This window comes from Micromonospora sp. DT227 (assembly GCF_049841835.1).
In the GTDB taxonomy this organism is placed as follows: domain Bacteria; phylum Actinomycetota; class Actinomycetes; order Mycobacteriales; family Micromonosporaceae; genus Micromonospora.
Map to the genome: position 1 here is coordinate 213,598 of NZ_JBNCLA010000010.1, position 13,448 is coordinate 227,045.

Sequence of the window (13,448 nt, forward strand, 5' to 3'; positions counted from 1 at the left end):
GAGCGCCGGTGTGGCCGGATGACCGTGACCTGCCGGTCGAGGTGGAGGCGGCGTTCGGCGCGAACCTCGCCGCCGACCCGGGGACCTGGTCGTGGGCGAACCTGTCCGACCGGCTCACCAGCGAACCGATCACCTTGCGGGCCGGGAAAACCTCCCCGACCGGGCAGGTGTCACCGGGCACCTGCTCGGTTGACCTGCTCAACACCGACGCCGCGTTGACGCCGCTGCACCCCCTGTCGCCGTACTGGCCGAACGTGGACCTGGGAACCCCGCTGCGGGTGCGCCTGCGGTGGGCGGAGGACACGTTCGGCCGGTCGGCGTCCAACGGGTGGGGCAGCGCGGACAGCGGGCAGGCGTGGACCACCGGCTCCGGCGCCGTGTCCAACTATGCGGTGACAGGTGGGGCTGGCCGGCATACGCATGCGGCCACCAACGTGATCCGCCGCACCACCCTCGGCGTGTCCCTGATCGACTGCGAGCAGGTCGTCGACGTCGCCCCGTCGGCGCTGCTCACCGGGGCGGCGCTGGTGACGGGCCTGATGTTCCGGTTCAACGGCACCGACTACTACTGGCTGCGCGCCGAAATGAAGTCGGGCGGCACAGCCGTCATGCTGAAGATCAGCCGCTGCGCCGGGTCGACGTTCACCGACCTGGCGGTGCTCGACCCGCTGCCCGGGGTCACCTACGCCGCAAACAGCTACCTGCGAATCCGCGCCCAGGTGGTCGGCACGAAACTGGCGCTGAAGGTGTGGAACCCGGCAGGCGCCGAACCGCCCGGCTGGCAGCTCACCGCCGTCGACGACAACATCACCACCGCCGGGGCGACCGGAACGCAGTCGTGGGTGGTCCCGGGCAACACGAACACGCTGCCCGTCTACGCCTACCACCGCAACTACGCCGCCCGGGTGGACCGGTTCGCGGGGTTCGCCGACCAGTGGCAGCCGGACTACATCACCAGCAGCAGCGGCGGCTCCGACTCCATCATCCGGGTCACCGCGTCGGGGATCCTGCGGCGCCGCACCCAGGGCGTCCAGCCGGCCCGGTCGGCCATGTACCGGTCGACGCTGACGAGCAGCCCGGCCGCCTACTGGCCGGGGGAGGACGGCGGCGACGCCAACCAGGCCGCGTCGGCTGTCCCCGGCCACCTGCCGATGGTCGCCGACGGGGTGGTGAAGTTCGCGGAGCTGGCGGTGGGCACGTCCGGCGGTAACGCGGCGATCGGCAGCTACCCGCTGCCGGACCTGTCCGGCGGTGGCCGGCTCACCGCGTCCGTGCCGCCGGCCGCGACGGCGCTGTGCACCACCTCTGGGCAGTACGCCATCGGCTTCACCGCCTCGGTGACGCAGGCGACGCACCTCGGCGACCTGATCCTGCTGGAGTGGCTGACTCCCGGCGGCAGCTTCGTGCGCTGGCGGTACATCTTCTTCAACGTCGGCGGCACCCTGAACTGGAACCTGAAGGCGTACAACGCCGCCGGCACCGAGACGTACATCAACGGCGGCTCCGGGCAGCGGTTCGGCGCGTGGGGTGTCACCGTCGCCCAGGCCGGCAGCAACATCACCGTCAAGATGTACTTCGGCCGGTCCCTCGCCGCCACCGCCTCCGTCGCGGGCACGGTCGGCGGGCCGACGGCCATCATCGGCAACTCCACCGGCGTCACCGCCACCGAACCCGTACCCATGGGTCACCTCACCTTGTGGCCTACCGCCACCCCGGCGGCCCAGCAGTGGGTCGACAACGTCGACGTGTACGGGACAACCCTGTCCGGCCCGGACGTCCTGCCCTGGAACCGTGAGGCCGCGCACCTGCGGCTGGCGCGGCTGTGCGCCGAGGACGGCATCGACTTCCAGACGTCGACCCTCAGCCTGCCCGCCGACTCCATCACCAGGATGGGCCCCCAGCCGACAGCGACGTGGATGAACCTGGTGCAGGAGTGCGCCGAAGCCGACCAGGGCCTGCTGACGGAGTACGGGTTCGGCGTCGCCTACAAGCCGCGGGCGGCCCGCTACAACCCGCCCGTTGCCCTCACCGTCGACCTGGCCACGTACCGGGTCACCGGGGCTGGTGGCGGCGTACTGAAACCGTCATACGACGACGAGACGATCCGCAACCGGTGGACGGTCGCCCGCCGCGGTGGTTCCTCCGCCACCGCCGACGACGCCGACAGCCAACGCCGCGGCGTGTACGAAGACTCGCTGGAGTTGAACCTGCTCGACGACTCCGACCTGCTCGACCGGGCCGGCTGGCAGGTGCACCTCACCAAGGATCTTGACCTGCAAGAGTCGACGTTCCCCATCGACTTGGCGGCGAACCCGGACCTGGTCGACGGGTGGCTGTCCTGCCGGGTCGGATCCCGGATCGTCCGCACCAACCCGCCGGCTCAGCACCGCCCGGATCCGATCGACCGGCTGGTGGAGGGTTGGACGGAGACGATCGGCCCACGCCAGTGGCTGGTGCAGGTGGTGCCTGGCCGCGCAGAGCCGTGGGATGTGGCGGTGGCTGACGGCGACCAGCGGGCCGCTGCTGACGGCTCCACCCTGGCGGCGTCGATCACGGCGACGGCCACCACGCTGCAGATCGCCAGCACGTCCGCCAACGGGTTGTGGACGACCGACCCGGCCGACTTTCCGCTGGACATTCGGGTGGGCGGCGAACGGGTGCGCCTGTCCGCGATCAGCGGCACCACCTCACCGCAGAGCGCCACGGTTGCTGCGGGCGGCCGGGCGGTCAACAACGTGGCCCGTTCATGGCCGTCCGGTGTCGAAGTGGACGTGTGGCAGCCCGCCATTGTCTCGTTGTGAAGGAGGTCCCGAATGGCGAACTTGATCCAGTCGGGTATGCGGTTGACCCCGGCCCGCCTCAACGCGCTTTCCCCGATGATTGTGCGTAAGACTTCCGACCAGTCGGTGACCAATTCCACGACCTTGGTCATCGACTCGCAGCTTTCCCTGCCCGCGCTGGCCGGGGCCGAGTACGACGTCGAACTCATGCTCATCTACGAGGCGACGGCGGCGGGCGACTTCCGCTGCGGCCTCAACTTTCCTGCGGGCGCGACTATGACCTGGGGCATGATCGCGCTTGATACGGCGGCGACGAGTGTTTACGGCGACCTTCGCCCGACTGCGTATGCGAATCCGGTCTACAACAACAATTTCATCATCGGTGGGGCGGGCGCTAACCAGCTACTCGCCCTCTTCCGCGGCACCCTGATAATGGGTGCTAGCGCCGGAACGCTCTACATCAACTTTGCGCAGGGCACTGCGGCGGCGGGCACGTCGGCCACGATCAAGGCCGGTTCGACGTTGCAGATGCGCCGGATCGCGTAGCGCGCCCTACCTGGCCTTGCGGTAAAGCCAACGCCCCGCCTACCTCCCAACTCCCCGGGAGGCAGGCGGGGCGGTTTCTTGCGTCTACCGGTCGGCGGCTGGCGGCGTGGCCGGGGCTTGCCCGTGGGTGACGAGGTCCGCGAACGCCTGCGCCCACGTCCAACACCGGCCTGCCGTCTCGCACTTCGGGCATCGGCCGTTGACCGAGGTGTGTTCGGTGAGGCGCTGCTGCCATGCGCTGATCTGCTGGGCGGTCGGCGCGGTCACAGCTCAGTCCAGGGACGCGCCTGCTGGTCGGCCAACGCCCGGCGGGCCGCCGCCTGATGCGCCGCGAGAGACGCCGGGGTCGCCGCGGCGAGCAAACGGCGCCGCGCCCATTCCTGTTCGCGTCGCTGCTGGGCGTCACCCACCATGCGTATCAGTCGGCGGCGTGCCTCCACTCGACGCCGGTACGGCGGCCACAACAGGGACAACAGCCGGCCCATCACCGCAGCCCCAGCATGTAGTCGCGCAGCCGGGTGATCGCCGCGTCGTGCCGGTCCTCAACCTGCTGGCGGGTCGTGTCCGCTGGCAGGTCGTGCTCGCGCAGGTAGGCGAGGCCGTCGCGGTTCCAGCCGTCACCGTCGCTTCCGTCGACGAGCAACCACAGGGCGTCGTTGACGATGTCGAGGTCGGCGAGCAGGGACTGGGGGGTGGGTGTCGTTGTCGAGGCGACAGGGGTTTCCATCTCGGTTCGGTCCTCCGTGCGTCGGCGTAAAACGCGGCAGGCCGGGGTGGACGTCCACCCCGGCCTGTTCCCGGTCTGCCCGGGGACGAGAGCCCGCCGCCAAGCAGGACCCTCAAAACGCAACGTAGGGCACTAGGTGCCCTCAGTCAACGACTAAGGGCACTATGGACCCCATGAGCTTGATCGGTGAGAACCCGCATGGTCTGATCGGCGTGCCGCCAAGCAGGGAGAACGCCGTGCCCCGAGAACCGCTGTACACCCGGATCATCGCCGACATCAAAGCGAAGATCACCGCCGGTGAACTGTCACCCGGTGATCAACTGCCCAGCATGAGCCAACTTCAGGCCCAGTACGGGGTCAGCGTCACCGCCGTTCGTAACGCCATGCTGGTGCTCCGTTCGGAAGGCATCGTCGAGGGCCACCAGGGCAAAGGCGTGTACGTCACCGGCCCGGTCGAAGGCGAGTAGCCGTCGCCTCCTGTCGGCCTGTCGACGTTGAACGATGTCACACCGCTGTGCGACCCTCAGAGAATGGCCGCCAACATTCCTGCCGGTGCGCTCGGCCGGCCAGTCGCCGAATTCTTGGCCGCAGTCGACGTGTGCGCCGAAGAGTGGCGCCGCGACCCCGGGCACGCGTGGGTGGGTGGCATGGTCGCCGCCGGCTGGTGGGTGTGCGGCCACACCCCGCACCCACCGATGCGCCCCGACGTGGAGGCCACGGCAACCCGGGTGCAGATCGCCGAGGACATGATGCGCGCCGGTACGGTGATGCGCCGTGCGGGCACCCCGGAAGGGGAGTGGGCGCGGGGCGTGTACCGGATGCTGCGCTACGCGATCGGCTACACCGACGAACTGCCGCTGGAGCCGACAGGTCGGATGCGCGCCGCGTCCTGACCGCAGACACGAAACCGCCCCCGGCCTTCACGGTCCGGGGGCGGTTTGCTGTGTGCCGGGGCCAGGGTTTCCTAGCTCAAGATCAGATAATGATATTATCACTATCTGATCTTGAGGGCGGCGCCCGCCTCGGCGGTGCGGGTCTGCTCGGTGTCCCGCTGCTCGGCCAGCCACGCCGCCTCGCGTGCGGCACGTTCGGCGTCGGCCTGCCGGGTGGCCTCGGCGTGGGCGGCTTCGGCGCTTCGCCGCTCCGCCATCTCCGCCATCGCCAGCCGGGCGGCGGCGACCGCGGCTGCCGTCTCCGCCGGGGTCGGCACACCGCGCGGCATCTCCACCGCCGGCTCGACCTCGGCCACCTCGTCGACCATCTGCCCCGTCTCCGCCTGGTCGACGTGCTCGACCGCCGGCTCCTCAACCAGGTCCCGCTCCGTTACCTCCCGGTGCGGATCCTCCGCCGCCATCGCCTCCGCGTGCACGGCCAGCCACTCCTCAGCCGTCACCCGGTCCTCCTCGCCGCCGACGTCCCGACCTCGCGCGGCCAACTCCGCCTCGGCCCGCTCCGCGGCCTCCCGCGTGGCCGCGACCTCCAGGAACCACTCCGCCCGCGCGTCCGCTGCCTCCTCCAGGCCCTGCTCAACGTCGGCCAGCACCTCGGCAAGCGCCTGCTTCTCCTCCGCCTCGGCCAGCAGCCGCGCCCGCTCCACCTCGTCGACAGCAGCCTCAGCCTGCGCCTTCAGCAGCGCCGCGTCCTGCCGATGCCGGGCCGCCTCCTGCCCGGTCGACCGCAGCTCCGCGTCCACGTACTGCGGCGCCCACTCCTGCTCCCGCTGCCACGCCTTCACCCGGATCCGCAGCGCACCGTCCGACAGATCCTGCTCCTCCTTCCCCGCCTCCGGCCGGCCGGCAGCGCGCCACGCCTCATGCCAGGCGGCCCGCTTCTCCGTCGACGAGATCCCCGGCGACGGGGGCAGCAGCACCGCCTCCTCCTCGAACTGGCACGCCTCCCGGTAGGCGGCCACCTGGCCGGCCCGGTGCTCCCACTCCATCCGCTCGACCAGGTCGTCCGGCACCGGGCCGAACGCCTCCACCGCCCACTGCGGCTGCTCCTCGGCGACGATCCCACCCAACTCCCGGCGCCGATCCTCCGCCGCCTCCGACAGTTCACCCAGGTACGTCTGCCACTGCTCCGACAGCCCGTCGGGCACCATGTCCGCCGCACCCGGCACCGGCGACAGCCCGTCCGCCCGGTGCGCGGTGTCAACCCGGTGGTGAACCACCTGCGCGACCGACCGGGCACCGGCCAGCGGCTTACCCTCCACCGCCTCCCGCAGCGCGGCCCGCGGGTCACGGCCGGCCTGCTCCACCACCCGCAGCAGCCGCGACAACTGCTCGGTCCCCTGGTCGGCGGCGAACGCGGCCCGCTCCTCCGCCGTGATCACGTCGTCGGCGGCCAGCTCGTCCAACCACCCCTCCACGCGGGTGCGCCCCACCAGCCGGATCGCCTCTTCCCGCTGGGCGTGAATCGCGTGCATCGACTTCACCCGGTCGGCGTCGTCGCGGTTCTGCGACAGGGCGGCCCGCTCGTCGGCGGCGTCCCGCTCGAACGCGTCACCCAGCACCGCCGTGGCGTCCCGCCGGCCGTCCTCGTGAACCTCGCCGGTGGACTTGTCGCCTCCCTCCGCGTACGTGGCCACGTGCATCGTGTTGCCCTGCTTGCCTCGGGTCATCGCCACGTATTGCGCCTCCAGCGACATCGACCCGTCGGTGACGCCGTGGCAGGTGTCGACCGTGACGCCCTGCGCCGCGTGGACGGTGCCCGCGTAGCCGAGCACCACATGCTCCTGCACGTACTCGGCCGGCAGCGTGCGGCGGGTGTCGCCGCCCTCCTCGACGACGACCATCGACCCGTCGGCGTGCACCTGCTCCACGATGTAGCGGCGGCGGTTCACCACCCCCCGCGACCAGTTGTTGCGGCGGGCCATCACCACATCGCCGACCCCGGCGAGGTTGCCGCCATCCCGGGCCAACGCCACCCCGTCCGCGGCGACCCGGCCCAACGCGACCAGGTGGTCCCGTACCGTCGCCGACGCCACCGATGCCGCCTCGTTCGTCGGGCACACCACCAGCGACCGCAGCCCGGCCAGCGTGTCACCCAGGTAGGCGCGGGCCGCCGAGTTGGTGGCCGCCTCCATGGTTCCGCAGTCCAGGATCCGGCCGTGCCGGTCGTACTCGTCGAGAACCGACGCGTCACCGTCGCGCAGCCGCAGCGACGCCCGCGCCTCCCACCCGGCGGCGAACCGGCGAACCTCCGTCAGCGTGTACGTCTCCGCGACACCCTCGGCCAGCATCCCCATCGCACCGCCCGCCCCAACGGATGCGAGCTGGTGCGGGTCACCGGCGAGCAGCAGCCGTGCCTTCCGGTGTTCCACGTACTCCCGGATCCGGTCCATGTCGGCCGTGTCCACCATGCTGGCCTCGTCGACCACCACGATGTCGTTGTCGTTGAGCGCCCACCGCATGTCATCGGCCGTAGCCTTCCCGGAGGCCAGCCGATCCTGCGCGGCCAGCCAGCGGGTGGTGTTCATCGCGGTCACCCCGTCGTCGGCCAGCACCTCCGTAGCGATCTGCGAGGTGGCCAACCCGAACACCCGCCCGCCGTCGATGTCGGCTAGCGCCTTGGCGGCGGCGCCGACGGTGAACGACTTGCCGGTGCCGGCCGGCGCGGACAGCACCGACACCCGCGCGCCGGAGGTGAGCAGTCCGCGCACCGCGGCGGCCTGGTCGTCGCCGAGCATCCGCCCCATCTCGTCGGTGGCCAGCCACAAGTCGACGTCAACGGCGTCGAGCTGGTGGGCGCCGCGCTTCACCGCGGCCCGCCGCAACGCCTGCTCGGCGACAACATGACCGCGGGTGGCGTATCGGGTTCCCGACGGGGAGGCGTACGAGCTGCGCCCGCTGGCCACCTTCAGGTCGTCGGGCACCTCGGCGGTCACCTGCCGGCCGGTCACCGGCACCACCAGGTCGTCGTTGGCCAGCGCCTCGTCGGCCAGCTTCTCCGCCAGCGCGGTCACCTGCGCGCCGGTCAGCCCGCCCAGGTTGTCGGGCAGCGCCAGCAGCACCTGCCGGATCAGCTCGGACCGGGAGAACGTCGGCTGCGCCTGCTGGCACGCGGCGACCGCTTCGGCGATCACCCCGGACGGCGACCACTCCTCGGCGGCCGGGCCGGCGGCGTGACCGCCGACCGTGCGGGCCACCTTGTGCAGACCGCCCACCACCTTCTCGTGAAGCTTGTCCGCCCACCGGTCCAACTGTTCTTCCTTCGACTCCGCCTCGTGGGACTTCGCCCGGCGGGTCGCCATGCTCGACTGGCGGCGCAGCCGGTCCACTTCCAGCGGGTTCGGGTCGCGGCCGACCTGCTCACGGAAGCGGCTGATCTTCTCGGCCAACTTCTTCGTGATCTTCGAGGTGCGGGAGGAGAACATGTCCATGATCTCCTGGTCGACGCCGACCACCTCCCGGGCGACCCCGTCAGCGCGCATCCGCCACTTCACCCCGAGCTTCCGGGTCAGCGCCTCCTCCATGACCCGCTCGCCGATCGTCCCGGCGCCCTGCTTGTGCCGGTGGATGGCCTGACTGTCGAGGGTCCGCACCTCACCGTCGACGCACACCACCCGGTTCAGGACGGCGTTGTGGATGTGGAGCTGCGGGTCGAGGTCCCGGCTCGTCGTCTGGAAGAACGACGCCACCGTCCAGTCCGGGGCATCGGTCCACCGGCCGCCGCCGGCGCCGTGCCGCCCAACCCGCGAGTAGCCGGCCTGCTCGGTCATGTGCTGGAGCATCGCCTGGTTGCCTTCCCAGATCGCCTCCTCGACCGCGTGACGCTTCGCGGCCCACTCCTGGGCGGCCTCGGCGTCACCGTCGCGCTGTGCGTCGAGCTCCATCCGCGAATACGCAGTGTGAAGGACGGTGACGCTCTTGACGGGGGAGAAGGTGAGGTCGACGAACGACACCGGCTGACGCTCCGCCTTCGCCGCCTGACGCATCATCGCCGTGACGTCCTCCGGCAGCGCGCCCGTCGCTGCGACAAGTGCGTCACGCATCGCCCGCTGCGGGTCGTCCGATGCGTCAGCCGCGTGACGCATCTCCGCCAGCCGTGACGCGTCAATGCCGTACTTCTCGGTGACGCGCTCGGCGAGGATGTCGTCCGCCGACCGGTACTTGCCGGGGGCGCGGCCGAGTCGCGCGCACTCCGCGCGGGCCGCCGGGTCCGACCACCGCGGGTCGCGCGGGTCGAGGAACTTCCCGTACAGCGCCTCCATGTCCTCGGCGGCCACCTCGCCGGTGAGCCCGAACTTGGCGGCGCCGCCGCCGGACCACCGGCCGGGCGCTTCGCCTTCAACGGTAGCGTCGAGGTAGTACGACTCCCGGCCGCCGGCCACCTGGCCGTAGAGGTAGTCGGCGGAGTGGCCGCTGGAGATCGACAGCATATTGATCGTCTTCCTTCCGTGCCCGCCCTGCGAGCCAAGATCAAAAACCTATTCGGTCGATGATGCCTAGGTGTGATTCCTCTGTGGTGGACCTGGCAGTTGATCTCGGTGATCCTCATGGGAGGGGTTGACTGTGCTCGTCGGTGCTGACTGCTGCTCTGCTTGTTGGTGCTGCTGAAGATCGTGGGTTGGGTGGAGGACGACTGTCGGCTCTGCTGTTGCTCGGCTTTGGTCGTCCTCCTGCCCGTCTACTGCGGTGGGTTGGTGAGGTCGGGGGTGGTGCCGTTGAGCCCGGCCCGCGCCAGCGGGGGATCCTGCTCGGTGCGCTTCGCCGCGCGCACGCGCCGCTGGACCGCCTGGATGTCACCGCCGGAGGTGAGCCCGTACTTGAACGCCGCCGACCGCGCGCTGACGCCTTCGCCGTTCACCGCCTCCATCACGGCGAGCGTCAACCGCTCCTCCCGCGTCAGCGATGCGTCACCGGCGGGCGCGTCACCGCCGCCCGGTGCGTCACCCGATGCGTCACCGCTGCTGGCGGGTGCGTCACCGCCATGCGTCACCGGGTGCGTCACTGACGCATCCTTCGGCCCGTCCGAGTGCGTCACCGGCCGCTCGACGCGCGACGCACCGGCCCGCCGGCCGCCCGCGTCACCGTCACGCTGAGTACGCGCCTGCGCGGCCCGGAACTCCGCCCGCTCCGCCTTCCGCTCCGCCACGGTGACGCGCTCCTGCGCCGCGTCCCGCTCGGCCTCAACCTCCAACGCCCGCGTCTCGGCGGCCTGTCGCTGCGCCTCCAACGCCTCCCGCTCCGCCCGGAACCGCTCGGCGTTCTCGGCGCGCTGCCGGTCGATAGCGGCGGCCCGCTCGGCGGCCAGCCGCGCCTGCTCCTCGGCGGCCAACACCTCCGGCGACTTCTCATCCTTGCCGTGCATCCCGAGGGTGGTCCGCAGCGCGATGACCGGCGGCACACACACCGCCGCCACCACCAGACCCCACGGCACTTCCTCGCCCTTGGTGATGAACACCGGCAGCAGGTGAACGGCGGCCTGGCACCCCATCATCAGCAGCAGTCCGATGAAGATGTCGATGCGGGCGTTCTTCGCCGCCGCGGTCGCCAGGTAGACGTCGAGGGCCACCGGCAGCAGCCACGCGATCTCACTCGGGTAGTGCACGATCACCGCCAGGTCGAACTCGCCCTTCGCGGTCAGCGCGGCGGCGGCCACCATGGCGACGAGGCCGCCGTGGTCGTGGATGGCCTGGGTAACGAAGTTGAGCTTCACGGTCGCCTCCTTACAGGTCGTCGTCGGCAGCAGCGCGGGCCTTCACCGCGGCGAGCATCGCCGGGTCCGGGCCGGGGGCGGTTTCCCGCCCACCCGTCTGCCACCACCAGTCGGTGAGCTGGTCGAGCATGTCCGCGCCGTGAACCTGCGGCGGCCGGTACGCGGTCGGCTTATCCGCCGTATGCGCAGTGAGGGAGCAGTTGGTCAGCTCCTTCGCGATCCGCCGCGCCGTAGCGGGCCGGTACCGGTCCACCCAGTCCATCGCCCGCGCCGCCGAGAACGCGGCCGGGTTCACCGCGTCGTTCCACGCGTCCCGCAGCGCCAGCAGCTCCGCCACCACGGCCGGGTGCCACGCCCAGCAGTCCGGCAGCGGCTTCTCCTGCCACCGGCAGTACACGTTCGCCAGCCAGTCCGGGAAGCCGCGCATCAGCTTCCGGGCGTCGTCAGGGTCGGAGACGGTGAGCCACGACAGACCCGGCACCACCTTCTCCACCTCGCCGTCCAGGTCGCCGCCGGCCTGCTCCATGTCGCGGGCCAGGTTCACCAGCTCCTCCGCCAGCCGGGTCACTGCGGCCTGCGCAGCCTCGGCGGTTTCCTTCGCCGAACCGGCAACGCCGGCCAGCTCGGACACCCGCGCGTGCACCCGCTGAACCTCGGTGACGACCGCCCGCATCTGCGTCTTCACCGTGTCGTCGGAGGCGGTCACGCCGTCACCTTCTCCCCGGCGGCGGCCAGCTTCTCCGCGTACCGCGTCTCCCGCACCTGCTCGCCCGCCCGCGCCATCGCCCGCCGCGCGTCACGTCGCTTCCAGATGTTCGGCGTGCGGATGATCGTGATGGGGCCGGCCCCGTACACCACCGCGTGGAACTTCGGCAGCGCCGCGATCTGATCCCGGCCCAACACCGGCACCCGACGCGTCGACGTGGACGTGACCTTCCCGTCAGCGTCCCGCGTCTCCGCCGTCTCCTCACGCGTGCCCGACAGCGCCTCCCAGTGCGCGATGTCCTCCGGGTCCTTGCACCCGGCGCCGAGCAGCACCACCGCCGCGTTGCCCAGGATGATCCGGGCACCGTTCTCACCCCACACCCCGTGCAGCCACGCCAGCGACTGCACCGCAATGTCGAGCACGACACCCCGGCCGCCCATGTCCGACGTCCACCGGTCCAGCGGGCCGGGCGCCACCAGCGCGGCCTCGTCGAGCGCCAGCAGCAGCGCCGGGTCCAGGCGGCCACCCGGCATGCCCTCGGCCCGCTGCGACGCCCGGAAAGCGATCTCCGCGACCAGCGCCCCGGTCAACGCGCCGGTCACCCGGTTCGTGCCGCCGAGCAGGTACACGGTGCCGTTCGTGGCCAGCAGCTCGTTGACGTCGAGCATGTCGTCGCTGACCGGGGCGTCGCCGATGGCGGCGGCGGTCGGGTTGGACAGCCACTGCAACGCCGGCATCAGCGTGGTGACGATCGACGACCGGGTCTTCTCGTTCTCGCCGGTCATGCCGAAAAACTGCTTCACGTTCTCCCGCATGGCGGCGGCCTCGGGGGCGTCGTCGAGGAGCAGCAGGATCTGCCGCTCAGCCTTCTTCGCCTGCTCCCCGCTGGCCGACGCCCACCCGAGGACGTGCGCCATGGTTCGGTCGCCGCGGGCGGCGGCGAACAGCAGCGGCGCCAACACCCGGCGGGCCTGGTCGTTCCAGCCTTCCCGCTCGTCGGACGCGGAAGCCGGGATCAGATCGTCGGCCCGCCGCATCGCCGTCTCGATGGACTTGCAGCCGACCAGCGGTGACCACTTCAGCGTTGAGGCGATGCCGCCGACGCCGGCCGGGTTGAACACGTGTAGCGGCCCGCGCTTGGCCCGCATGGGCCCCGTCCAGTGGAGCAGGTCCACGCGGGTCGAGGTGACGACCACCGGGCCGGGGTGGTCGACGATCCGGCAGGCCAGCGCAGTCGTCTTCCCCGACCGGGCCCCGGCGACCCGCAGCACCACATCTTCGTGCGACACGTACAGGGTGCGCGCCCCCGACTTGCCGAGCGGCGTCGCGTACTCGGTGACCGGAAGCCGCAGCCGCTGCACCCGGGACAGGTCGGCGAGGCTGGGCCGCAGCGTCTTCGCCCGCCGCCGCATCGCCACCGACGACGTGGTCTTCAGGTGCCCGGCCAGCGACTGCACGCCGTGGTTTCGGCGTGCCCGCCGCGACCACCGGTTGATGTGGGAGGTGGTGGCCCGACGGCCGGCCGTCCAGGCGTAGCCGCCCCCGGCGGTGAGGGCGGTGGCGGTGGCCACGGTCGTCCAGCCGACGGTGCCGGCGTGGTCGAGCGGAACCTGCGCCACCAGGTAGCCGAGCGGGCCGGTGACGAGACCGGCGCCGACCATGCGGGCCGGGGTGTTCGAGGCGGTCATCGGGTGCCTCCGTTCCGCTGACCCGCGATTGCCGCGCGGGTGATCGCCTGCCGCACGTCGCCGAGCAGGTCGACCAGTTGGCGGCGGGCGACCAGCTCGACCGGGGCGAGGGCAACCCGGAACCGGACCTCGGCGTGCTCGCGGCCGGCGGCGGTGCGGACGCGCGTGAGGACAGCGCGGGCGCGGCCGGTGATGTCGACGATGATCTCTTCGGAGCGGTGTTCGCCGAGACCGCATCGGTGGTCCCGGCCGCACCACTGCGTGTGGTTTCGCGCGGGTGTGGAGAATGACACTGGGTCACGTCCCTTGCATCGGAGGGTCGGGATCAGGGGTCGGCCGGT

The 13,448-nt window shown here is 71.4% G+C and carries 10 protein-coding genes; 4 read left to right on the top strand and 6 right to left on the bottom strand.

What is annotated here, in order from left to right; translation table 11 throughout:
- Positions 1 to 8 precede the first annotated feature (8 nt).
- Both ACLQ2W_RS28460 and ACLQ2W_RS28465 read left to right on the top strand, forming a co-directional pair.
- The gene (locus tag ACLQ2W_RS28460; protein WP_425790246.1) at positions 9 to 2,801 is read left to right on the top strand and encodes a hypothetical protein; all 2,793 of its coding nucleotides are present in this window, start codon (positions 9 to 11) and stop codon (positions 2,799 to 2,801) included.
- A gap of 12 nt (positions 2,802 to 2,813) precedes the next feature.
- Positions 2,814 to 3,326 carry a hypothetical protein gene (locus tag ACLQ2W_RS28465; protein ID WP_425790248.1) on the top strand — a complete coding sequence of 171 codons (513 nt, stop codon included), beginning with the start codon at positions 2,814 to 2,816 and terminating at the stop codon, positions 3,324 to 3,326.
- A 484-nt stretch (positions 3,327 to 3,810) separates the two neighbouring features.
- Here the strand turns inward: ACLQ2W_RS28465 and ACLQ2W_RS28470 are convergent, their stop codons facing one another.
- Entirely contained in the window at positions 3,811 to 4,053 is a 243-nt protein-coding gene (locus ACLQ2W_RS28470) for a hypothetical protein (protein ID WP_425790250.1), read from the bottom strand.
- A gap of 173 nt (positions 4,054 to 4,226) precedes the next feature.
- On the opposite strand from ACLQ2W_RS28470, the gene ACLQ2W_RS28475 reads away from it, so the two are divergent.
- Both ACLQ2W_RS28475 and ACLQ2W_RS28480 read left to right on the top strand, forming a co-directional pair.
- A complete protein-coding gene (locus ACLQ2W_RS28475; protein WP_425790252.1) occupies positions 4,227 to 4,520 on the top strand; it encodes a winged helix-turn-helix domain-containing protein in 294 nt (97 codons plus the stop codon).
- A 63-nt stretch (positions 4,521 to 4,583) separates the two neighbouring features.
- A complete protein-coding gene (locus tag ACLQ2W_RS28480; RefSeq protein ID WP_425790254.1) occupies positions 4,584 to 4,946 on the top strand; it encodes a hypothetical protein in 363 nt (120 codons plus the stop codon).
- Positions 4,947 to 5,047: 101 nt separating this feature from the next.
- Here the strand turns inward: ACLQ2W_RS28480 and mobF are convergent, their stop codons facing one another.
- The 5 genes from mobF to ACLQ2W_RS28505 form a co-directional block, all read right to left on the bottom strand.
- The gene (gene mobF / locus ACLQ2W_RS28485) at positions 5,048 to 9,433 is read right to left on the bottom strand and encodes a MobF family relaxase (protein WP_425790256.1); all 4,386 of its coding nucleotides are present in this window, start codon (positions 9,431 to 9,433) and stop codon (positions 5,048 to 5,050) included.
- A 248-nt stretch (positions 9,434 to 9,681) separates the two neighbouring features.
- Entirely contained in the window at positions 9,682 to 10,713 is a 1,032-nt protein-coding gene (locus ACLQ2W_RS28490; protein WP_425790258.1) for a hypothetical protein, read from the bottom strand.
- Between the two features lie 10 nt (positions 10,714 to 10,723).
- Positions 10,724 to 11,419 (bottom strand): hypothetical protein, encoded by a 696-nt coding sequence (locus ACLQ2W_RS28495; protein ID WP_425790260.1) that lies wholly within the window; start codon positions 11,417 to 11,419, stop codon positions 10,724 to 10,726.
- Complete coding sequence (locus ACLQ2W_RS28500) at positions 11,416 to 13,107, bottom strand: type IV secretory system conjugative DNA transfer family protein (RefSeq protein ID WP_425790262.1); 1,692 nt, start codon at positions 13,105 to 13,107, stop codon at positions 11,416 to 11,418. The genes ACLQ2W_RS28495 and ACLQ2W_RS28500 overlap by 4 nt, the downstream gene beginning before the upstream one ends.
- Positions 13,104 to 13,400, bottom strand: coding sequence for a hypothetical protein (locus ACLQ2W_RS28505; protein WP_425790264.1), 297 nt, complete (start codon positions 13,398 to 13,400; stop codon positions 13,104 to 13,106). The genes ACLQ2W_RS28500 and ACLQ2W_RS28505 overlap by 4 nt, the downstream gene beginning before the upstream one ends.
- Positions 13,401 to 13,448 lie beyond the last annotated feature (48 nt).